Origin of the sequence: Rhizobium sp. RSm-3, from assembly GCF_001854685.1 — a bacterium.
Classification (GTDB): domain Bacteria; phylum Pseudomonadota; class Alphaproteobacteria; order Rhizobiales; family Rhizobiaceae; genus Rhizobium; species Rhizobium ecuadorense.
The window spans coordinates 21,386-41,177 of the sequence record NZ_MAWZ01000013.1 but is presented as its reverse complement, the minus strand read 5'-3'; the positions used below and the strand labels follow the sequence as shown (position 1 = coordinate 41,177).

20 protein-coding genes are annotated in these 19,792 nt (G+C 61.6%); 12 read left to right on the top strand and 8 right to left on the bottom strand.

All coding sequences use genetic code 11. The features are described 5' to 3' along the window. Window positions 1-12 precede the first annotated feature (12 nt). Window positions 13-1,059, bottom strand: coding sequence for an NAD(P)-dependent alcohol dehydrogenase (locus tag BBJ66_RS13415; RefSeq protein ID WP_071087629.1), 1,047 nt, complete (start codon window positions 1,057-1,059; stop codon window positions 13-15). 202 nt (window positions 1,060-1,261) lie between these two features. Here BBJ66_RS13415 and BBJ66_RS13410 point away from each other — a divergent pair, with 202 nt between their 5' ends. From BBJ66_RS13410 to BBJ66_RS13400, 3 genes are all read left to right on the top strand, one after another. Further along, window positions 1,262-2,170: an AraC family transcriptional regulator gene (locus BBJ66_RS13410; protein ID WP_071087627.1), complete on the top strand. Its 909-nt coding sequence runs from the start codon at window positions 1,262-1,264 to the stop codon at window positions 2,168-2,170. A gap of 97 nt (window positions 2,171-2,267) precedes the next feature. Further along, window positions 2,268-3,341: a glycosyltransferase family 2 protein gene (locus tag BBJ66_RS13405; protein WP_071087625.1), complete on the top strand. Its 1,074-nt coding sequence runs from the start codon at window positions 2,268-2,270 to the stop codon at window positions 3,339-3,341. Then, on the top strand, window positions 3,341-5,023 hold the full coding sequence (locus BBJ66_RS13400) for a hypothetical protein (RefSeq protein ID WP_049733556.1): 1,683 nt from the start codon (window positions 3,341-3,343) through the stop codon (window positions 5,021-5,023). Before BBJ66_RS13405 ends, BBJ66_RS13400 begins: the two co-directional genes overlap by 1 nt. On the opposite strand, the gene BBJ66_RS13395 is transcribed toward BBJ66_RS13400, so the two are convergent. Both BBJ66_RS13395 and BBJ66_RS13390 read right to left on the bottom strand, forming a co-directional pair. Beyond that, window positions 5,018-6,022, bottom strand: a complete 1,005-nt coding sequence (locus BBJ66_RS13395; RefSeq protein ID WP_071087623.1) for a sugar-binding transcriptional regulator — start codon at window positions 6,020-6,022, stop codon at window positions 5,018-5,020. The genes BBJ66_RS13400 and BBJ66_RS13395 overlap by 6 nt on opposite strands. Window positions 6,023-6,114: 92 nt before the next feature. Beyond that, window positions 6,115-7,149 (bottom strand): sn-glycerol-3-phosphate import ATP-binding protein UgpC, encoded by a 1,035-nt coding sequence (locus BBJ66_RS13390; protein ID WP_049733554.1) that lies wholly within the window; start codon window positions 7,147-7,149, stop codon window positions 6,115-6,117. 151 nt (window positions 7,150-7,300) lie between these two features. On the opposite strand from BBJ66_RS13390, the gene BBJ66_RS13385 reads away from it, so the two are divergent. The 6 genes from BBJ66_RS13385 (at window position 7,301) to BBJ66_RS13360 (ending at window position 13,869) form a co-directional block, all read left to right on the top strand. Further along, window positions 7,301-8,659: an extracellular solute-binding protein gene (locus BBJ66_RS13385; RefSeq protein ID WP_071087621.1), complete on the top strand. Its 1,359-nt coding sequence runs from the start codon at window positions 7,301-7,303 to the stop codon at window positions 8,657-8,659. A gap of 13 nt (window positions 8,660-8,672) precedes the next feature. Then, window positions 8,673-9,638, top strand: a complete 966-nt coding sequence (locus BBJ66_RS13380; protein WP_190238006.1) for an ABC transporter permease subunit — start codon at window positions 8,673-8,675, stop codon at window positions 9,636-9,638. A 2-nt stretch (window positions 9,639-9,640) separates the two neighbouring features. Beyond that, on the top strand, window positions 9,641-10,561 hold the full coding sequence (locus BBJ66_RS13375) for an ABC transporter permease subunit (RefSeq protein ID WP_049733551.1): 921 nt from the start codon (window positions 9,641-9,643) through the stop codon (window positions 10,559-10,561). Between the two features lie 27 nt (window positions 10,562-10,588). Next, complete coding sequence (locus BBJ66_RS13370; protein ID WP_071087616.1) at window positions 10,589-11,317, top strand: glycerophosphodiester phosphodiesterase family protein; 729 nt, start codon at window positions 10,589-10,591, stop codon at window positions 11,315-11,317. Window positions 11,318-11,320: 3 nt separating this feature from the next. After that, window positions 11,321-12,037, top strand: coding sequence for an HAD family hydrolase (locus BBJ66_RS13365; protein ID WP_071087614.1), 717 nt, complete (start codon window positions 11,321-11,323; stop codon window positions 12,035-12,037). 200 nt (window positions 12,038-12,237) lie between these two features. Further along, window positions 12,238-13,869: an FGGY-family carbohydrate kinase gene (locus BBJ66_RS13360; RefSeq protein ID WP_071087612.1), complete on the top strand. Its 1,632-nt coding sequence runs from the start codon at window positions 12,238-12,240 to the stop codon at window positions 13,867-13,869. Between the two features lie 15 nt (window positions 13,870-13,884). Here the strand turns inward: BBJ66_RS13360 and BBJ66_RS13355 are convergent, their stop codons facing one another. Then, window positions 13,885-14,343: a hypothetical protein gene (locus BBJ66_RS13355; RefSeq protein WP_071087610.1), complete on the bottom strand. Its 459-nt coding sequence runs from the start codon at window positions 14,341-14,343 to the stop codon at window positions 13,885-13,887. 170 nt (window positions 14,344-14,513) lie between these two features. On the opposite strand from BBJ66_RS13355, the gene BBJ66_RS13350 reads away from it, so the two are divergent. The 3 genes from BBJ66_RS13350 to BBJ66_RS13340 all read left to right on the top strand — a co-directional run bounded on the left by BBJ66_RS13350 (window position 14,514) and on the right by BBJ66_RS13340 (window position 17,105). Beyond that, complete coding sequence (locus BBJ66_RS13350) at window positions 14,514-15,179, top strand: TetR/AcrR family transcriptional regulator (RefSeq protein WP_012558289.1); 666 nt, start codon at window positions 14,514-14,516, stop codon at window positions 15,177-15,179. Between the two features lie 50 nt (window positions 15,180-15,229). Then, entirely contained in the window at window positions 15,230-16,249 is a 1,020-nt protein-coding gene (gene ilvC / locus BBJ66_RS13345; protein WP_004668557.1) for a ketol-acid reductoisomerase, read from the top strand. A gap of 94 nt (window positions 16,250-16,343) precedes the next feature. Then, a complete protein-coding gene (locus tag BBJ66_RS13340) occupies window positions 16,344-17,105 on the top strand; it encodes a hypothetical protein (RefSeq protein ID WP_071087609.1) in 762 nt (253 codons plus the stop codon). A gap of 93 nt (window positions 17,106-17,198) precedes the next feature. Here the strand turns inward: BBJ66_RS13340 and BBJ66_RS13335 are convergent, their stop codons facing one another. The 4 genes from BBJ66_RS13335 to BBJ66_RS13320 all read right to left on the bottom strand — a co-directional run bounded on the left by BBJ66_RS13335 (window position 17,199) and on the right by BBJ66_RS13320 (window position 19,785). After that, window positions 17,199-17,786 carry a class I SAM-dependent methyltransferase gene (locus BBJ66_RS13335; RefSeq protein WP_049733545.1) on the bottom strand — a complete coding sequence of 196 codons (588 nt, stop codon included), beginning with the start codon at window positions 17,784-17,786 and terminating at the stop codon, window positions 17,199-17,201. Beyond that, on the bottom strand, window positions 17,779-18,108 hold the full coding sequence (locus BBJ66_RS13330; RefSeq protein ID WP_071087607.1) for a type II toxin-antitoxin system RelE/ParE family toxin: 330 nt from the start codon (window positions 18,106-18,108) through the stop codon (window positions 17,779-17,781). Before BBJ66_RS13330 ends, BBJ66_RS13335 begins: the two co-directional genes overlap by 8 nt. Then, on the bottom strand, window positions 18,095-18,343 hold the full coding sequence (locus tag BBJ66_RS13325) for a ribbon-helix-helix domain-containing protein (RefSeq protein WP_049733543.1): 249 nt from the start codon (window positions 18,341-18,343) through the stop codon (window positions 18,095-18,097). Before BBJ66_RS13325 ends, BBJ66_RS13330 begins: the two co-directional genes overlap by 14 nt. 347 nt (window positions 18,344-18,690) lie before the next feature. Further along, the gene (locus BBJ66_RS13320; RefSeq protein ID WP_049733542.1) at window positions 18,691-19,785 is read right to left on the bottom strand and encodes a branched-chain amino acid aminotransferase; all 1,095 of its coding nucleotides are present in this window, start codon (window positions 19,783-19,785) and stop codon (window positions 18,691-18,693) included. Between the last annotated feature and the right edge of the window lie 7 nt (window positions 19,786-19,792).

Below are 19,792 nucleotides of genomic sequence, written 5' to 3'. Positions count from 1 at the left end.
GCCTCTCATTCCTCAAGCCGCCAGTGAGGCGATATCGATGACGAAGCGGTAGCGGACGTCGCTCTTCACGACGCGTTCATAAGCCTCGTTGATGTCCTGGATCTTGATCTTCTCGATCTCGGAGACGATGTTGTGCTTGCCGCAGAAGTCGAGCATTTCCTGGGTTTCCTTGATCGAGCCGATCATCGAGCCGGCAAGGCTCTTGCGCCCGCCGATGACCGAGAAGGCGTGGACCGGAACCGGGTGCTCGGGAACGCCGACCAGAACCATTGTGCCGTCAGACTTCAACAGGTTGAGATAGGCGTTCCAGTCGATCGCCGTGCCGACCGTGTTGATGATGAGGTCGAAGCTGCCGGCGAGCTTGGTGAAGGTCTCGGCGTCGCTCGTTGCATAATAGTCCTTGGCGCCGAGCTTGAGGCCGTCTTCCTTCTTCGACAGCGACTGGGAGAGGACGGTGATGTCGGCACCCATGGCAGCACCGATCTTCACGCCCATATGGCCGAGACCGCCCATGCCGACGATCGCGATCTTCTTGCCGGGACCGGCTTTCCAATGCGCGAGCGGCGAATAGAGCGTGATACCGGCGCAAAGCAGCGGGGCACCGGAATCGAGCGGAATATTGTCGGGGAAGCGCAGCACATAACCTTCCTTGACGACGATCGAGTCGGAATAGCCGCCGAAGGTCGGGGTCGTGCCATCGGCTTCGTAGCCATTATAGGTCGGGACGAGGCCCGGCAGGAAGTGCTCGTAGTCCAGATCACGCGCGGCGCAGCCGACGCAGGAATCGACGAAGCAGCCGACGCCGACGCGGTCGCCGACCTTGAATTGCGTGACCTTGGAGCCGACGGCGGAAACGACGCCGGCGACCTCGTGGCCAGGTACCATCGGGAATATGGAATTGCCCCACTCGTTGCGGGCCTGGTGAATGTCGGAGTGGCAGACGCCGCAATATTGAACTGCGATGACGACGTCGTCATCGTTGGGTTCGCGGCGCTCGAAGGTGAAGGGGGTCAGCGGTTGCGACGCGTCGGTTGCGGCATAGCCTTTTGCGATAGCCATCTGAAGCTTCCTTTGGGGTTGGGAGGGGTTGAGCGGGATGGCGGACTATTGCCCGGATGTTGGCAAAGGCGTTAGAGCGATCCTCTCAGCTTCTTGCACGATCCTGCAAAAGTGCGGCGCCCACCTGTTTGCGAAATCGCAAAGGCACTCTAGATAAGGGCGGTAGCGTCGGCATCAGACAGCTGACAGAAAGAGTTGCCGCATGACTTTGCCTTTCAGCCTATACCAGGAAATCGTCGACATCGCGATGCGCTTCGCGCCTGGCGACGGCGAGTTCTCGACTACAATCGGCAATCTTCACGTCAGCCGCCGGTCCAGGCCCAGCGATCCCTCGTACAGTAGCTACCGGCCCTGTTTTGGCTTCGTGCTGCAGGGGGCCAAGAGCCTGCAACTCGGCACTGAGCTTATCAGCTACGGGACGGGGGACTATCTGCTCACCTCGCTCGACCTGCCGGTCGCCTGGCGCGTCACGGAGGCAAGCCCCGAGGTCCCGCATCTCTGCCTGGGGCTGGCGATCGATTCCGAAAAGCTATTGGAACTGCTCAGCCGCATCGATATTCCCCGCCCGGCCGCTCATACCGACGGGCAGCGCGGCCTGGTGGTGAACGTCGCGCCGCCGGAGCTTATGGATGCTGCCGTCCGGCTGCTGCGTTTGCTCGATCGTCCAGGCGATATTCCTGCCATGGCGCCGCTGATCGAGCAGGAAATTCTCTACCGGGTGCTGACCGGGCCGCATGGCGCCCGTCTGATCAACATCGCCACGTCGGACAGCCACAGCAACAGGATCGCGCGCGCCGTCGCCTGGCTGAAGGAGAATTTCGCCCGGCCGCTGCGGATCGAAGATCTTGCCGACCGCGTCAACATGAGCGTCTCGTCCTTCCATCACCACTTCAAATCGGTCACGGCGCTGACGCCGGTGCAGTATCAGAAGCAGCTCCGCCTGCATGAAGCGCGCCGGCTGATGTTCGTCGAGCGTCTCGATGCCGGCACGGCCGGTCATCGCGTCGGCTATCAGAGCCCGTCGCAGTTCAGCCGCGAATACAGCCGCCTCTACGGCGCTTCGCCGGCTCGCGATGTCGACGGCGTGCGCGAGATCATCGCGGCGGAATAGCTCGGGGGCGCTCAGGGGCTGCCATCCAGCCATTAAAGGATGTTTGACGTTTCCCGGCTAGGCTGGCGCCATCAATCAAGCAGGCACCGCCGTCCGCATGACGCAAGCACCGTTTCTTTCCATCGTCGCGCCTTGTCATAACGAGGAAGAAGGCCTGCGCGAATTTTGCCGCCGCGCTAGCGGTGCCGCGCAGAGCATCGCAGGCGACGCCTTCGAACTCATTCTCGTCGACGACGGCTCGTCCGACGGCACCTGGGAGATCATTTCGGAACTGGCCGCAAAAGTGCCGCAGGTCCTCGGCGTGCGTCTGTTGCGCAATCACGGCCACCAACTGGCGTCAACGGCCGGTCTTTCCGCCTCGCGCGGCGAGCGTGTTCTTTTGATCGACGCCGATCTTCAGGATCCGCCCGAGCTGCTTTTGATGATGATGCCGATCATGGAGCGCGGCGCCGACGTCGTCTACGGCCAGCGCACGCGGCGCGAAGGCGAAACCTGGTTCAAGCTCGCCACCGCTTCGCTTTTCTATCGTGCGCTCTCCAGGCTCGCTTCCGTGACGATCCCGCGCGATACCGGCGATTTCCGGCTGATGCACCGGCGCGTCGTCGATATCCTGCTGGCGATGCCGGAGCGCGATCGGTTCATCCGCGGCATGGTCAGCTGGATCGGCGGTAGGCAGGTCGCTTTGCCCTATGAGCGTGACGCCCGCTTTGCCGGCACGACGAAATATCCGCTGCGCAAGATGATCAATTTCGCGCTCGATGCGATCACCAGCTTTTCGACGACGCCACTGCGCATCGCCACATGGCTTGGCATGATCAGCGCCGGCGTCGCGATGGCGCTGCTCGTCTATACTTTCGTGCGCTGGCTGCAAGATGAAACGGTCACCGGCTGGTCGTCGATCATGGCCGCCGTCAGCGCCTTCAGCGCCATCCAGCTGATCTGCATCGGCATCATCGGCGAATATCTCGGCCGCCTCGTGCAGGAGAGCAAGAGGCGGCCGATGTTCATGATCGAGACCATCCTGCGCGGAGGCGAACATGCCGAGCTGCCGACGGCTTTTTCGGAAATGAGCGCCGGCGACAAGCGCGCCGCGCTGGATGCGGCCTTCGTAGCCGGTGAGCCGCCTGCGCAGCAGAAGAGCAGCTTGCAAAAGAACAGTCGGATCGGCTGATGGACCGGATTGCGGAGTCTCGTCTTGCCACGGCCGAGCCTGGGGAATTGATCACCCGACAGGATTCTACCGTTGCGATCCTCGTTTTCGTCGGGTTTGTTGCGATCCTTGTCGTGCTCTTTCCCTTCCCGCCGGTGCTCGACTATGCCAATCATTATGCCCGCATCTGGCTCCTTTCCGGCGGGATCAGCGAGCAGCCGTTTCCGGAGATCTACGCGATCGATTGGAGCCGCACCTTCACCAACGTCGGCATCGATCTTCTCGCCATCTGGCTGGGACCTATTGTCGGCGCCGATAGGCTGGCACGGACGTTGCTTTTCCTGGCGATCGTGCTGCCGTCGCTTGGCGCGATCAGCCTGCACCGGGCGCTTTTCGGCGGCCGCCACTATTGGCAGATCGCCATGCTGTCGCTTGGCTGGTGCGCCACCATGATCGGCGGCTTCATCAATTTCCAGATTGGCCTCGGCATGGCCTTGGTCTTCGGCTGCGTCGACCTGCGGCTGCAGCGCGGAAATCTCGCTCTGCTTTTTGCCTGGCGGCTTGCCGCCGCGCTGATGCTGACGGTGATGCATATCTTCTCGCTCGGCTTCTATATGGCGATCGTTTGCGGCCTGGAATTTTCCTGGCGTTTCGACATCTTGCGATCGAGGGTAGGGCTGCTGAGGCTCGCCGGCCGTTTGACGCTGGCGCTGGGCGCCTGTGTCCTGCCGCCGTTCGCACTCTATCTCCGTGCGCCAGCTTTACCGAATGCCGGTGGCAACGGCCTTGCCCTTGCCTGGAACGACGGCGTCCTCCTGATTGTCATGAATTTGCTCTCCGCCATCACCTCGTATATCCCGGTGGTAGACGTGGTGCTGGTTCTGCCGCTGATCCTCATCTGCACGCGTGCCGTACGCGCGGGCGATATCCGCATCCATGCCGGTCTTGCCGTGGCCGCCGGCGGCCTGCTGCTGCTCTCCTGTGTTTCACCTCGCCACATGCTCGGCACCGGATGGATCAGTTGGCGCTTTCCGATCATGACGGCACTCGTCGCCATGGCGATGGTGTGTCCTTTCGCCAATCTGCCACGCCGACAGGCGCTGTTGCTGGCGCTCGTCGTTAATCTCGCGGTTTTCGGCCGGACCGGCTGGATCGGCTGGAATTGGTGGCTGGGACAAAAGGACGTCGCCGCCGTCGAGACCGTACTCAAAAAGGTGCCGGTCGGCGCGGCCGTTCTGCCTCTGGGGCATGACCCCAAGATGGTGAGCGGCTTTGCCCACTCCAACCGGTATTTTTTCTTCAGAGAGGAGACCTTCTGGCACCTGCCGACGCTTGCCACGCCTTTCGCGCATGCGTTCGTGCCGACGCTCTTCACCGCGAAAGGCAAGCAGCCGCTATCGGTTCTGACACCATGGTCTGAGATCGCGGTTCCCGAAGGCAATCTGTTGTCGATCGGCGTGCTTTTGTGCCCGGCAATGATGCAGGTCTATGAAAATTTCACGCCCTATCTGTCGGACTGGCGCGGACGTTTCGATTTCATCCTCGTCGTCAATGCGGATACGTCCGACCGTTATGTTGGTACCTCGATGCCGGCAGGACTGATGCTGATCGAGGATGCCGGCTTCGCTAAGCTCTATGCGATCGAAAAGGCGGTGCCGACGGAGCCTCCTTCGGTGCCTGCCGGTTGCGCGGCCGCTCTATAAACCGCTGCCTATTTTGAGATCCAGCGCAAGCTGTCGCGCTTGCCGGGCCGTGTCTTCGTCGCAGATCAGCACATTGCCCAGACCCGACAGCAGCACGGCAGCAATAGCCTGCGCCTTGTTCAGGCCCCCTGACGCGAAGATGATGTTCGGGATAGCGCGCAGGGCTTCGAGTTCGGGAGCGATCGCGCATTTGTTGATCGCGTGCTTGATCGGACGCCCGGTATTGTCGATAAACTGGCCGAGCACGTCACCACAGGCGCCAGCCGCGACCAGTTCCTCGATATTGATGTTGCTCGGCAGGCCGTAGCGCATCAGCAGCGAGCGTTCGGTCATGTCGCCGATGCTGAGCACGATGACGTCATTGGCCTCGATCTGCCGAAAGGCCGTCTCGAAAACATCCTGTCTGATAATCGCCATCCGCGACTCCGGACTGCCGGCATAGATCGGTGCAGCAAGATAGGAGCACTCGGCATTGAGCTGGCGGGCAAGATCGCTCGCAATGTCAAAAGTGTTGATTTCGATGCCGTGGGTCAGCCCGCCCATGACCGAGTTGACGCAGATATCAGGGCGTCGGAGTGACGGCATGTGACGCACCATTTCGCGGAGCGTCGCCCCCCAGCCGACGCCGACGCCGCGAATGTTGCCACCGTTCAGCAATTGCACGAGATAATCGGCGGCTGCCTGGCCGAGCAGGACAGGGATGAGTTCCGCATCCTCCGGCGTCGGTACGATGATCGCCCGGTTGAGCGAGAATTCTGCCGCCAACTGCTGTTCCAGGGCGACGCAGGATGTCAGCCGGGAATTGAGGGTGATCGTCACCAGGCCGGACCGGCGCGCCTCGGCGATGATCTTGTTGACGCGAAGCCGGTTGGTCGAAAGCGCTTCTGCAATCTCACCCTGGGTGCGTCCCTCCATGTAATAGAGCCAGACCACGCGCACCTGCATCTGCTCGTCGGGGAGCGCCATCGGCTGGAAAGAAGCACCTCTGTTTTGTGACATGCAATAATCTGCGCCTCCAATTCGATGGCCATGGATCTCAAATCCCTGACGCTTGTCAATCGCAAGGGTCAGCCGTCATCTGCTTCGCTCCCTCAATCGGTTCGCCGCCCTGTCGTCCTGTTGAAGAGATGCAGACCGTCCTTTCGTATATGACACGAAGTGCGATCGCCTTCCTGCAGACGTCGATCGGTGGGTACGCTCGCCACGATGCGCTTGTCGCAGCCATCGATGCGCAGATGGACGTTGTTCTCGTCACCGACGGTTTCGATCAATTCGACATGGGCGTCGAACCGGAGATCATGCGCCGATCCATCACCGAGGTTGATCGCACTTGGCCTGATACCTATGAGATCCGTGTCTCTGGGAAGTGCCAGGTCACAGGGTCCCAGCTCGTCGAGATCGACCAGGTTCATCGGCGGAGAGCCGATGAAGCCGGCAACGAAGACGGTCTCGGGACGGCGATACACCTCGATCGGTGTCCCGATCTGCTCGATCCGGCCGCCGTTCATGACGACCAGCCTGTCGGCGAGCGTCATAGCCTCGAGCTGGTCGTGCGTGACATAGAGGCTCGTTGTCTTGAGCTGCCGCTGCAGCCTGCGGATCTCGACGCGCATTTGCACGCGCAGCTTCGCATCGAGGTTGGACAGAGGTTCGTCGAACAAAAAAGCGGCGGGATCGCGGACGATGGCGCGGCCCATGGCAACGCGTTGGCGCTGTCCGCCCGAGAGCTGGCGGGGGCGCCGCTCGAGGAAGTCGCCGATTTCCAGGATGCCGGCGGCGTTGGCGATCCGCCGGTCGATCTCGTCGCGCGGCACGCGGCGATTCTTGAGGCCGTATTCGAGATTCTGCCGAACGGTCATGTGCGGATAGAGCGCATAGTTCTGGAAGACCATGGCGATGTTGCGGTCGGCCGGATCAACGTGGCCGACGTCGCTGCCTGCTATCCTGAGGTGCCCGGAGCTTATGGCTTCGAGGCCCGCGATCATCCGCAGCAAGGTCGATTTTCCGCATCCTGAGGGCCCGACCAGAACGATCATTTCGCCGTCGGCGACGGTGAGATTGATCCCCTTTACCGCCGGAACAGCCCCGTAATTCTTCTTCAGGTCGATCAGTTCGATAGCTGCCATAGCATCCTCCTCCAATGTCGTCATGCATTTGTAACATGCTATTGACATTTGTAACAAGTGGCCCCAACCTTGTTTTATCGCCACTCTGGGAGGGGTTGACCGGCGCCGGGCGCGCCGGTCGGCGAACAACGGCAATGGAGAGGAAAACGAAATGACGGCAAAGTCTTCGATAGGCGCCCGCATGGGGCGGACGATCCGGTCGTTCGCGGCGGGTGTTGCACTGGTGACGCTCGGCCTGGCCAATGCGGGCGACGCCGGCGCGGCCGATCGCGTCAAGATCGAATGGTGGAATGCGGCAGGCGGCCGCCTTGCCGAGATCACCAACAAGCTGATTGCCGACTTCAACGCCTCGCAGGACAAATACGAGGTCGTCGGCATCGGCAAAGGCAATTACGAGGAAACCATGGCGGCGATGGTGGCCGCCTACCGCGTCCACCAACAGCCGGTGCTGATCCAGGCCGCTGAGCGGGGTTTCCTGACCATGTACAATTCCGGCGCCATCATTCCGGTGCCGGCGCTCATGGAGAAGGAAGGCTACAAGATCGACTGGAACGATTTCCTCGCCCCGGTGGCCGGCTTCTATCTCGTCGACGGCAAGCCGGCGGCGATGCCCTTCAACAGCTCGACGCCGATCTTCTGGTACAATGCCGATCATTTCAAGGCAGCCGGCTTCGACAAGCCGGGCGAGACCTGGCAGGAGCTCGACAAGCAGCTCAGCGCTATCAAGGAGAAGGGAATTTCGAAGTGCCAGATGGCGCTTGCAAACGACTTCTATTGGAGCCTGATCGAAAACTACGCGGCCATCCAGGATCAGCCTTACGGAACCAAGGCGAACGGCTTCGGCGGTCTCGATACCGAGTTCATCTTCAACAAGAGCCCGCTGGTCGTCGCTCAGGTGACGCGCCTCAAAACATGGCTCGATGCCGGCATCCTGCAGATCGCAGGTCAGGGCCTCTCGCCCGACCAGCTGTTTACGTCGGGCACCTGCTCCACCTATGTGGCCTCCACCGCGGCCCATGCTGCCGTCGAGAGCGGCGCAAAATACAATTGGAGCGCAACGTTCCTACCGCATGAGGAGGGTATCGAGCCGAAGAACAGCACCATCGGTGGCGGCGCGCTCTGGGTCCTGAAAGGCAAGTCGGAGGATGAATATGCGGGTGCTGCCGCCTTCCTGAACTTCCTCGCTTCGCCGAAGACGCAGGTCTGGTGGAGCAAGCAGACCGGCTATGTGCCGGTCACGAACGCCGCCTATGAACAAGCCAAGTCCGAGGGCTATTTCAAGGATCACCCGACCCGCGAGATCGCCATTCTCCAGCTGACGCGCGGAACGCCGACCGACAATTCGCGCGGCTTCCGCTTCGGCAATCACAACCAGTCGATGGCGCTTTTGGTGGAAGAGATCCAGGGCGTCTGGACCGGACAAAAGACACCACAGCAGGCGCTGGATGCGGCGGCGGCCCGCGGAAACCAGATCCTTCGCCAATACGAGCAGCTTCATGCAGCAAAGTAGGACTTTGGGAAAGATGGAGGGCGCCGCCAGGCGCCTTCGCATCCCGGATAATCTCTCGACTGGCCGGAGGAGCGCGCAGCCCTTGGAGGCCGGGTTGAAGTCGGCTCATTTCAACAAGCCCTGGCTCGCCTTCGGCCTGGTCGCGCCGCAACTGCTGATCCTGCTGTTCTTCTTTTTCATCCCTTCCTACAAGGCGCTGTCGCTGGCCTTCGTTCAGGTCGATCCCTTCGGCGGCACCGAAATTTTCGTCGGGCTGGAGAATTTCTACAATCTGTTCGCAAGTCCGGAATATCGCGCCAGTGCGCTGTTCACGCTGTGGTTCACCGTCGCGCAGAATGCCGCAACGCTTCTGCTTGCCGGCCTGTTTGCCTTCGCCACCGATTTCGTGATCAGGGGCAGGGGAATTTATAAGAGCATCATCCTGCTTCCCTATGCGATCGCGCCGGTCATATCAGGGGTGATCTGGGCCTTCCTGTTCAATCCGGCTGTTGGGCCGATCGCGCAGTTTCTGCATGGGTTGGGCGTCGAATGGGATCCGAACCGGCGGCCGTTCGATGCGCAGCTTCTGGTGACGATCGCCTCGGTCTGGAAGAATGTCTGCTACGACTACATTTTTCTCGTCGCTGCATTGCTGGCTGTGCCCGCTTCGCTGTTGGAGGCGGCAAAGCTCGACGGCGCAAGACCCGTGCGGCGCTTCTTCACCATCTCGCTGCCGCTGATTTCGCCGACGATCTTCTTCCTCGTGGTGATGAACTTCGTCTACGGACTGTTCGAAACCTTCGGCATCATCGATGCGGTCACCCGCGGCGGCCCGGCGGGAGCAACGAACAGCCTGGTCTACAAGGTCTATCAGGACGGCTTCGTACAACTGGACCTCGGTTCGTCGGCCGCCCAGTCCGTGCTGCTGATGCTGATCGCCATCCTGTTCACCGTCATTCAATTCCGCGCTCTCGAGCGCAAGGTCAATTACCAGGTGTAGTCATGCCCGAACGTCATCTCGGTCTTTCGATCTTCTGCCACGCGGTGCTGCTCATCGGCGCGGTCTTCGTCTGCCTGCCGCTCTACTTCGCCTTCGTCGCCGGTTCGCTCACCTTGCAGGAGGTTCAGCAGACGCCGTTCCCGGTCATGCCGGGCTCGCATTTCTTCGAAAACCTGGCTGCCGCCTGGCAGCAGGGCGAATTCTCCCGGCTGTTCCTGAATTCGATCATCGTCACCGCCGGCATCGTCATCGGCAAGCTGGCGATCTCGCTGATCGCCGCTTTCGGTGTCACCTATTTCCGCTTCCCGTTTCGCATGACGGCGTTCTGGCTCATTTTCGTGTCGCTGATGCTTCCGGTCGAGGTCCGCATCATCCCGACCTATGAAGCGGTCGCCGATGCTGCCGGGCCGCTTCGCTGGCTGGCTGCGACGATCGGTCTGTCCGGTGTCGTCGAACAACTGACGGGATACAGCATGGAAGCCTCGTTGAAATGGAATATGGTCAACAGCTATAGCGGCCTGATCCTGCCGCTGATCGCCTCGGCCTCCGCAACCTTCCTGTTCCGGCAGTTTTTCCTGACCGTTCCCGATGAGCTTTGCGAGGCGGCCAAGCTCGACGGCGCCGGTCCGCTGAAATTTTTCAAGGATATCCTCCTGCCGCTGTCGAGCGCCAACATAGCGGCGTTGTCGATCATCCTGTTTCTCTACGGCTGGAACCAGTATTTGTGGCCGTTGCTGTTCACCACCGACAAGGAGATGGGAACGGCGGTGCTCGGGCTGAAGCAACTCGTTCCGGTCTCGGACTCGGCACCGGCCTGGAACATTGCCATGAGCGCGGCGCTGCTCGTCATGCTTCCGCCTGCGGCGGTCATTCTCTTCATGCAACGCTGGTTCACCAAGGGGCTGGTGGACTCCGGAAAATAACACGAAGATCTCAAGGATATTTAGACGATGGTGCATATCATCGGCCACCGCGGTGGCCGTAATCTCTGGCCTGAAAACAGTCTTTCGGGCTTCCGAAAACTTGCGCAAATGCCGGTCGACGGCGTGGAGTTCGACATCCACCTGACACGATCGGGAGAAATGCTGGTCATTCACGACCCGACGCTCGAGCGCACCACGGATGCGCGCGGGCCGGTCGCCGACCTCAGCCTCGGAAAACACCGTGAAATCAGCCTCACGCAGAGCGACGGGGAGACGATGCCGACGCTGGAAGAGGTGCTTGCCGTTTTCAAGGATACAGCGCTCGAACTTCACATCGAACTGAAGATCCATGCCGATGGAACGCCGTATGAGGGGCTTGCCGCCAAGGCATTCGCCGCCGTCGAGCGGTTTGGTCTGGCCGAGCGATCGGTTCTCACCAGCTTCCATCCCGACGTGCTCGCCGACATTCGCAAGGTTGCTCCCGGCATCCGGACTTTGTCGTCCTTTGATGCCAAGTCGGCCGAGCGTCTTGGTCTGACGAGCGGCCTCAGCCTGATGACGCAATGCTCGGATATCATCGCCGTCGAAAAGTCGCTGCTTCAGGCGCACTGGGATGAGATAACCCAGCTCGTGCCGCTCGACCGTCTCGGCGCCTGGGTTCCGAACGAAATCAGCGATCTCGAATACTGGCTTGCCAAACCGATCCGGCAGATCACCACCGACCGGCCGGATCTCGCCTTGCGGGCGCGGGGGTGACGCATGCTCGATAACCGCATCGATCATCCCGGTATGACGGGCACCATGGGCAGCATCGACCTCGTGATCTTCGATTGCGACGGCGTGCTCATAGACAGCGAGCCGATCGCCAGCCGCACTTTGGCGGAAACGCTGCAAGGCGCCGGCATCGCGATCAGCGCAGCGGAGGCACATGTCAAATTCACCGGCAATTCGGAAAGCATCATCGCCGAAATGTGTCGGCGCGATTACGGGATAGTCGATATCGCCGCGCTGTTCGAGACCTGGCATCTCAATCTGTTCGAGGAGTTCGCGCGCTCGCTGACGCCCATTCCTGGCATTTCCGCCATCGTCCATAATCTCAACCGGCCGAAATGCGTCGCGTCGAACAGTACGATGCAACGGCTTCGCAACAGCCTGGGGAAACTCGATCTGTGGAGCGCGTTCGGCGAGGACGTCTTCAGCGCCGAAGTCGTGCCGCGGCCGAAGCCGGCGCCCGATCTCCTGCTACATTGCGCTGAACGCTTTCGAGCCTGTCCCGCCAAATGCGTCATGATCGACGACAGCGCTCATGGCATCGCGGCAGCCGTAGCCGCAGGCATGACGGCGGTCGGATTCGTCGACCCGGCCGATCCGAGACCTGGCCGCCGTGCGGTGCTCGACGCTGCCGGAGCGGTCGCCGTTGCGACAGGGGCGGTGGAGCTCGCCGCCATTCTGGAAAATGTCGGAGAGAGGCTATGACGGCGATCGTCTCGCATGCGGCTTTGGCTCTCAATGCCGTCGGGCGTCGCTTGGCTCGCGCCTCGCTGTCCTTGCCATGCTGTCGCGACCGCGTAATGTCAGCGTCCCTGGATGGGCGATCTCTCCGGATATAGTGAACCTTTGAAATCGGCCGCAGCTGCCAATCAACCCCGATCCCTGGCGATCTGAAACGAGAGACCATGAGCGACACATCTCATACCCCGGAAGCCGGCGCCAATTATGTCATCGGCGTCGATGTCGGCACCGGCAGCGCCCGGGCCGGCTTGTTCGATATGGCCGGCAGCATGCTTGCCTCCGCCAAGCGGAATATCAGCCTGTTTCATGAAGCCGGCTCCATCGTCGAGCAGTCGAGCCGCGAAATCTGGAGCGCCGTTTGCGCGGCCGTGCGAGAGGCGGTTTCCGCAGCCGGCGTCGATCCGGCCTCCGTGGTGGGGCTGGGATTCGACGCCACCTGTTCGCTCGTCGTCCTCGGCGAAGGCGGCAAGCCGCTGCCCGTCGGGCCCTCGGAAGATCCGGACCGGAATATCATCGTGTGGATGGACCACCGCGCTGTCCGACAGGCGGAGCGCATCAATGCGTTTGGGCATGACGTGCTGCGTTACGTCGGCGGCCGTATCTCTCCCGAAATGGAAACGCCGAAGCTTCTCTGGCTCAGAGAAAACCGTCCCGAGGTGTTCGACGCCGCCTGGCAATTCTTCGATCTCGCGGATTTCCTGACCTGGCGGGCGACCGGCGACCTGTCGCGCTCGACCTGCACGGTCACCTGCAAGTGGACCTATCTCGCCCATGAAAAGCGCTGGGACAGCAGCTATTTCCATCAGGTCGGCCTCGGTGCGCTGGCAGACGAAGGTTTTGCCCGCATCGGCACGTCCATCGTCGAGCCGGGGTCGGCGCTTGGCCAGGGACTGACCGCTGCGGCAGCTGATGAACTTGGCCTGGTCCCGGGCACGGCCGTCGCGGCCGGGCTGATCGACGCCCATGCCGGCGGCGTCGGAACCGTCGGCGCCGATCCGCAGGTCAATCTTGCCTATGTCTTCGGGACCTCCTCCTGCACGATGACCTCGACGGCGGAACCGTCTTTCGTTTCCGGCGTCTGGGGTCCTTACTATTCGGCGATGGTGCCGGGCCTCTGGCTGAACGAGGGCGGCCAGAGTGCCGCCGGCGCGGCGATCGACCAGCTCCTCTCCTTCCATCCGGCGGCCGGCGAGGCGAGGGAGCTTGCGACGAGCTCGGGCACTGCGCTGCCGGTCCTGCTTGCCGACATGGCCGCCGGCAAGGCGGGCCGTGCTTCCGATGCGGTCAAGCTGGCGGCCGGGCTGCACGTCGTTCCCGAGTTCCTCGGCAACCGCGCGCCCTTTGCCGATCCGCACGCCCGGGCTGTTATCGCCGGCCTCGGCATGGAGCGGGATCTCGACAGCCTGGTTGCGCTATACATCGCAGGGCTTTGCGGCATCGGCTACGGCCTCAGGCAGATCATCGAAACGCAGGCCGAGGCGGGCGTCAACGTCGGAACCATCGTCATCAGCGGCGGCGCCGGCCAGCACGATTTCGTCCGCCAGGTGCTCGCCGATGCGAGCGGCAAGCCGGTGGTCGCCACGAAAGCCGAGGAGCCGGTGCTGCTCGGGGCGGCCATCCTCGGCGCCGTCGCCGGCCGCCAATTTGCCGATGTGCGCGCGGCGATGAGCGAACTCACCAGGGTGCAAACACGCTTTCAGCCGTCCGAGGGTGAGATTTCCGATCTCCACCGCAAGCGTTACGAAGCCTTCAAGGAACTTCAGACGCTGGCGCGCAAGCTTCGCGGCGATGGCTGACATTGCTGCGCGACGCTAATTATTGATGGCGATGATCGCCCAGTGGCTCTCTTGGCAGGCGTTGTCGTCGCAGACCGCGCCCATCCAGACGGCGCCGTTGGCGAGCATGACGCCGTCGCTGTTGACGAAGAGATCCTCATATTGCTGATGCCCGACGGCGCGGCGGGTCTCCGGCGTCACCAGATCGTCGAAATTCTCGACGAAATCCTCGGCGTTCTCGACATCATAGGTCTCGCCGTTGGCCTTGACGGTCAGCGGATATTCGGCAAGGCCGGCGATGGTCTCGGCGTCGCCGGAGCGCATCGCCACAACGAGCTGGCGCAGCGGCCGGTCGAAGCCCGCGGCATCGCCGTGTAATTCCTCGATGCGATTATAGACCTCGTTTTCCGACTGCGCGAAGGCGCCGGCGCTTAGGAGCGGTGCTCCCAGGACTATTGCTCCAGCAAAGAGAAGGGCGGCAGGCAGGCGCGACATGGAAAGCTCCCGGCAATGGCATGGGGTGACATTATGCGGTGCTGACGGATGCGCGCCTATCCCATTCTGGCGTCTGCCGGCGCTTTCCCGTATAAAAATCTGCCGGGCCTGCTTGACGGCTCGATTGGTTTGTCGCATAAACCTCAAGAACCGTACCGTACGGTACGTATATGGGAGCCGTGACCGTGTCCGTCGATACTGCAGAGCCGAGCGAATTTTCGCCGCGCCAGAACGCCGTTCTGGAGCAGGCGCTGCGGCTGCTCGTCGATGGCGGCGAGAAGGCGCTGACGACCTCGGGGGTGGCGCGCGCCGCCAATTGCTCCAAGGAAAGCCTCTACAAGTGGTTCGGCGATCGCGACGGTCTGCTCTCGGCGATGATTGCCTATCAGGCAAGCAAGGTGCGCACCTTCGAGCGCAACGGCGAGCGGCTGACGGCGGCGAGCCTGCATGACCATGTGGTCATTTTCGCGCGCGACCTGCTGGAGGTTCTGGCCGGCGACGTCTCGCTGGCGCTGAACCGGCTGGCGATCGGCCAATCGAACCGCGACGGTTCGAAGCTCGGCAAGCTGCTGCTGGAGCGCGGCCGCCGGCAGATCGACCGCCGCGCCATGGCGCTGATCGATGCCGGCAAGAGGGCGGGGCTGCTGCGTTTTTCCGATGCCGATGAGGCTTATCACACGCTTTACGGCCTTGTTGTTTCCGACCTGCATGTGCGCATGCTGCTCGGGGAACCCGGCCTCAAGGATACCGCGCGTCAAGCGGAGAGGGCGGTGACCGCCTTCCTCCGGCTTTACGGCACGGACAAGGTTCTGGCGGAGATGCCGGTTCTCGGCTGATTTCGCCTTAATGACAGTCAACAAGACAAGCACAAGGGAAGGAACTTCAAATGCGCGTCTATTACGATCGTGATGCCGATCTCAACCTCATCAAGGCCAAGAAGGTCGCCGTCATCGGCTACGGTTCGCAGGGCCGTGCCCATGCGCTGAACCTGAAGGACAGCGGCGCCCAGAACCTCGTCATCGCCCTCAAGGCCGGTTCGCCCACAGTCAAGAAGGCCGAAGCCGATGGCTTCAAGGTCATGACGGTTGCCGAAGCTGCCGGCTGGGCCGACCTGATGATGATGGCGACGCCTGACGAACTGCAGGCCGACATCTACAAGGCCGACATCGCGCCGAACATCCGCGACGGCGCTGCCATCGCCTTCGCTCACGGCCTCAACGTTCACTTCGGCCTGATCGAGCCGAAGGCTTCGGTCGACGTCGTCATGATCGCGCCGAAGGGCCCGGGCCACACGGTTCGCGGCGAATATCAGAAGGGCGGCGGCGTTCCCTGCCTCGTTGCCGTTCACCAGAACGCTTCCGGCAATGCGCTTGAACTCGCGCTCTCCTACGCCTGCGGCGTCGGCGGCGGCCGCTCCGGCATCATCGAAACCAACTTCCGCGAAGAGTGCGAAACCGATCTCTTCGGCGAACAGGTCGTTCTTTGCGGCGGTCTCGTCGAGCTCATCCGCGCCGGTTTCGAAACGCTCACCGAAGCCGGCTATGCGCCTGAAATGGCCTATTTCGAGTGCCTGCACGAAGTGAAGCTGATCGTCGACCTGATCTATGAAGGCGGCATCGCCAACATGAACTACTCGATCTCCAACACAGCCGAATGGGGCGAATACGTCACCGGTCCGCGCATCATCACCGAAGAAACCAAGGCTGAGATGAAGCGTGTCCTCAAGGACATCCAGACCGGCAAGTTCACCTCCGAGTGGATGCAGGAATACCGGTCGGGTGCGGCCCGCTTCAAGGGCATCCGCCGCAACAACGACAGCCACCAGATCGAGGAAGTCGGCGCCAAGCTGCGCGGCATGATGCCCTGGATCGGCAAGAACAAGCTGGTCGACAAGAGCGTGAACTAAGCGGTTCCGATGAAATAAACAAAAGAGGCCGGAGTGAAAGCTCCGGCCTCTTTTGCTATTGGTCCGTTGTCGAAGCTGCCATAGGGGATCTGACATGCTTGAAACGATTGTGCTGACGGCAAAGCAGGACCTGGAAGATAGCCTTAAGACCCTCTATCCCACATTCTTCGAATATCCGTTTCCATCTTCGCTGGACGCTTCACCGCTCCGTGATGCCGAGAAAATTCTGGCGGCCCTTAGGTCGGCGCCTTTGCGAGAGATCGATGCAGCGGCACTCGGCCCGTATGCGGCAAGTGCGATAACGACCGTCGGCTCGGTCGATGATTTCAGGCACTTTCTGCCGCGTATTCTCCACTGCGCCGTCTTGCGCGCGTCAGCATATGGTTTCGAGCCGCCCATCATCGCTTCCAAGCTTTTATTGTGCGACTGGCAGCAATGGCCGATAGCCGAGCGGACAGCAATCGCGAATTTCTTCTACTCGGCCTGGGCCTATAAGAGGTTGCAGGATCCCGATTTTGATGCATCGGCTTGGGATTGGATAGTCGCAATGGCGAAGCTCGATCTTCAGTTCCGGGCATGCCTTGATCTGTGGCTGAAGCAGCCGACGCCGAACGCCCTTCTGCAACTCGCCGGCGCTGATCTCAAAAGCCTCTACAGGGGCACGGGGTTCTGGCAGGACATCGCATCGGCAGATCGTCATCTTGTCCTCGAATGGATCAAGAGCGATATCGTTGAAAATGCATTTATCGGTCTGGTTGATGCGATGCCGCCGCAGCGGCATTGGATCGTCGATCGCCTCCTCGACGAAATCGGAGAGTTGCGGCGTTTGCCTTTTCGCGTTGAAACGCTGGAGTGATAATCTCGGGAGGCCTCCGATCCTTGCACAGCGAGCGTTTTTCGGTTCAAGGTCGTGAAACAGTTCCGATCAAATGGTTTCGGACCTCTGCCTCTACCGCTCCGCACTGATTGTCAGCCAGCGGGTCGGCTTGCCGTCGTAGCCGCCGCCGTCGTGTTCGGCGATGGCGAGGTTGCGCCAGCCGTCCTTCGTCAGAAGCTCCGACAGCCACTCGGCGGAGGGGTAGTTGTAGTAGCGCCCGAAGCCGTCATGGCCTTCCGCGTCTCCCGCCTTGAAACTTGCGTGAAGGAGGCCGCCGATTTTCAGCGCCCGGCGGATGCGGGCGAAGACATCGGGCAGCTCAAGCCTCGGGACATGGAGAAGGCTTGCATGCGCCCAGACGCCGTCGAAGGCGCTGTCGGCGTCGAGCTCCTGGAACAGCATGACCTTCACAGGCCTGCCGATCAGCGCTTCCGCCTGTCTGGCAAGCTCGGCTGAGCCATCCGTCGGTGTCACGTCGAAACCCTGCGACAGCATGTAGGCGCTGTCCTGGCCGCCACCGCAGCCGAGTTCGAGGATTGCGCCACCCGATGCAATACCGGCGAGGAAGGCATCGAGCTGCTGCTTCGGCAGGCTGCGCGCCCGGTTGGCGTATGTCTCGGCGTTTTCTTCGTAAAAGGCGGAGGTGCTGTCACTAGGCATGCGGGTCGGCCGTCGGGGAGCGTCGTTTGGATTGAAGATGTCTTTCGGGAAGCCGGTCGGCGCCGATGATGTCGATGACGAGGATGCCGTCCGGTATTTCGCGGTAGAAGGCGACGTGGCGCATGTGGAGGAGGCGGCGGAGGCCGGCGCCGAGTTCGTCGCACTCGTCTCCCATGGAGGGCACGCGCGAAAGAAGCAGGAAAATCCTGTCCCAATCGAGAAGATAGGCATCCGCCTGCGCCTCGCCGAAATGCAGGCTGGCATATTCGTCGATGCCCGACAGCACGGCGTCTGCGGTTCGGGTCAGCCTATAGGTGGTCACGCAGCTTCGCCTTTGTTTCCATCAGAATATCGGCAATGCGCCGGTCGCTGATGCCGCTTTCCTCAGCCAGCCTCAGAATCTCGCGCACTTCTTCGTCATCGAGCTTGCGGTGGTTCTGATCCTTCAGGACGAGTTCCGCCAGATAGGCGCTGGCGCTGCTATATCTGCCGCTTGCAACACGGCGTGCGACGTAGTCCGTCAGATTATCCGGAAGGGAGATCGTCATTTTCGCCATTGAATTCAGTGCCGTCCGTCCATGCCGGTTTCGGCGTCCCCGATGCCAGATTACCATTTCCCACTTTATGATAGAAGCGTTATGCGCCGCCGTCGAACACTTGGGTCACATCGAGGTCAGTCTTTTTTATCGATATAGACGCCGCGTTCGAAATCCTTGAAATCGGCGTCGCAGGTCAGAATATCCGCATCATGGTGGTAAGCTCGAGCTGCACGATCGTCGGTACGATACATTGATCGCTCCGGCGAGAACGGACCATATCTCCTAGCCCGACGGCTTTGCGGGCGACGGAGAGCGGCGCCCACCTGTCGGTGTTGACGCCGCCGGTCGCGTGGAACGTCCGAAGTTCAGCTCGGGATGAGGCGCGTCCAGTCATGCTCATCGTTCGTTACGCCCTTCTGCAGACTGACGAGTTGCTGGCGCAGTTCGCTGGTCAACTTGCCGGTCTGTCCGTCTCCGACCAGAAACTCACCGCCGGCATGTCGAACCAGGCCGATGCCCGCCAGGACTGCGGCAGTGCCGCAAGCGAAAGCTTCGACGAGCCTGCCGCTGGCAGCGTCGTCTTGCCATTCCGCGAACGAGTAGGGGCGCTGCTCGACGCGCAAGCCCCTTTCTTCGGCGAGCACGATCACGGAAGCCCGGGTGATGCCCGGCAGGATCGTGCCGCCAAGGGGCGGGGTCACCACCGATCCATCGTTCATCACGAAGAAGACGTTCATGCCGCCGAGTTCTTCGACCCAGCGATGCTCTGCGGCATCAAGGAAGACCACCTGATCGCAACCCTTTTTGGTCGCCTCGGCTTGCGCCACGAGGCTGGCTGCGTAGTTTCCGCCGCATTTTGCGGCGCCTGTGCCGCCGGCCGCCGCACGGGTATATTCGGTCTCGACCCATAGGGAAACCGCCTTCGCGCCGCCCTTGAAGTAAGCGCCGACCGGAGAGGCGATGATGCAGAAGACATATTCCTGAGCCGGACGAACGCCGAGAAACGCCTCGTTGGCGAACATGAAGGGGCGAAGGTAGAGGCTGGCGTCGCCTGTGGGTATCCAGGCCTTGTCGACACGGACCAGTTCTTCGACCGCCTTCAGGAAGAGTTCTTCGGGCACGGGAGGCATCGCCATGCGGGTCGCCGATTGCGCGAAGCGGCGTGCGTTCTCTTCAGGCCGAAAGAGCAGAATCCGGCCATCATCCGCCTTGTAGGCTTTCATGCCTTCGAAGATTTCCTGAGCGTAGTGCAGCACGGCGCTCGCAGGATCGAGCTCCAGGGGTCGCCTCGGCGTAACCTTCGCGTCGTGCCAGCCCTTGTCGGCAGTCCATCGTGCCAGGACCATGTGATCCGTGAAGAGCTTGCCGAAGCCGGGCGCTTCGAGTGCCTGAATGCGATCGGCGTCCGGGACGGGAGACTTGTGGAGTTCGATTTTGATTTCAGGAGAGGCTGACGTCATTTCTGGC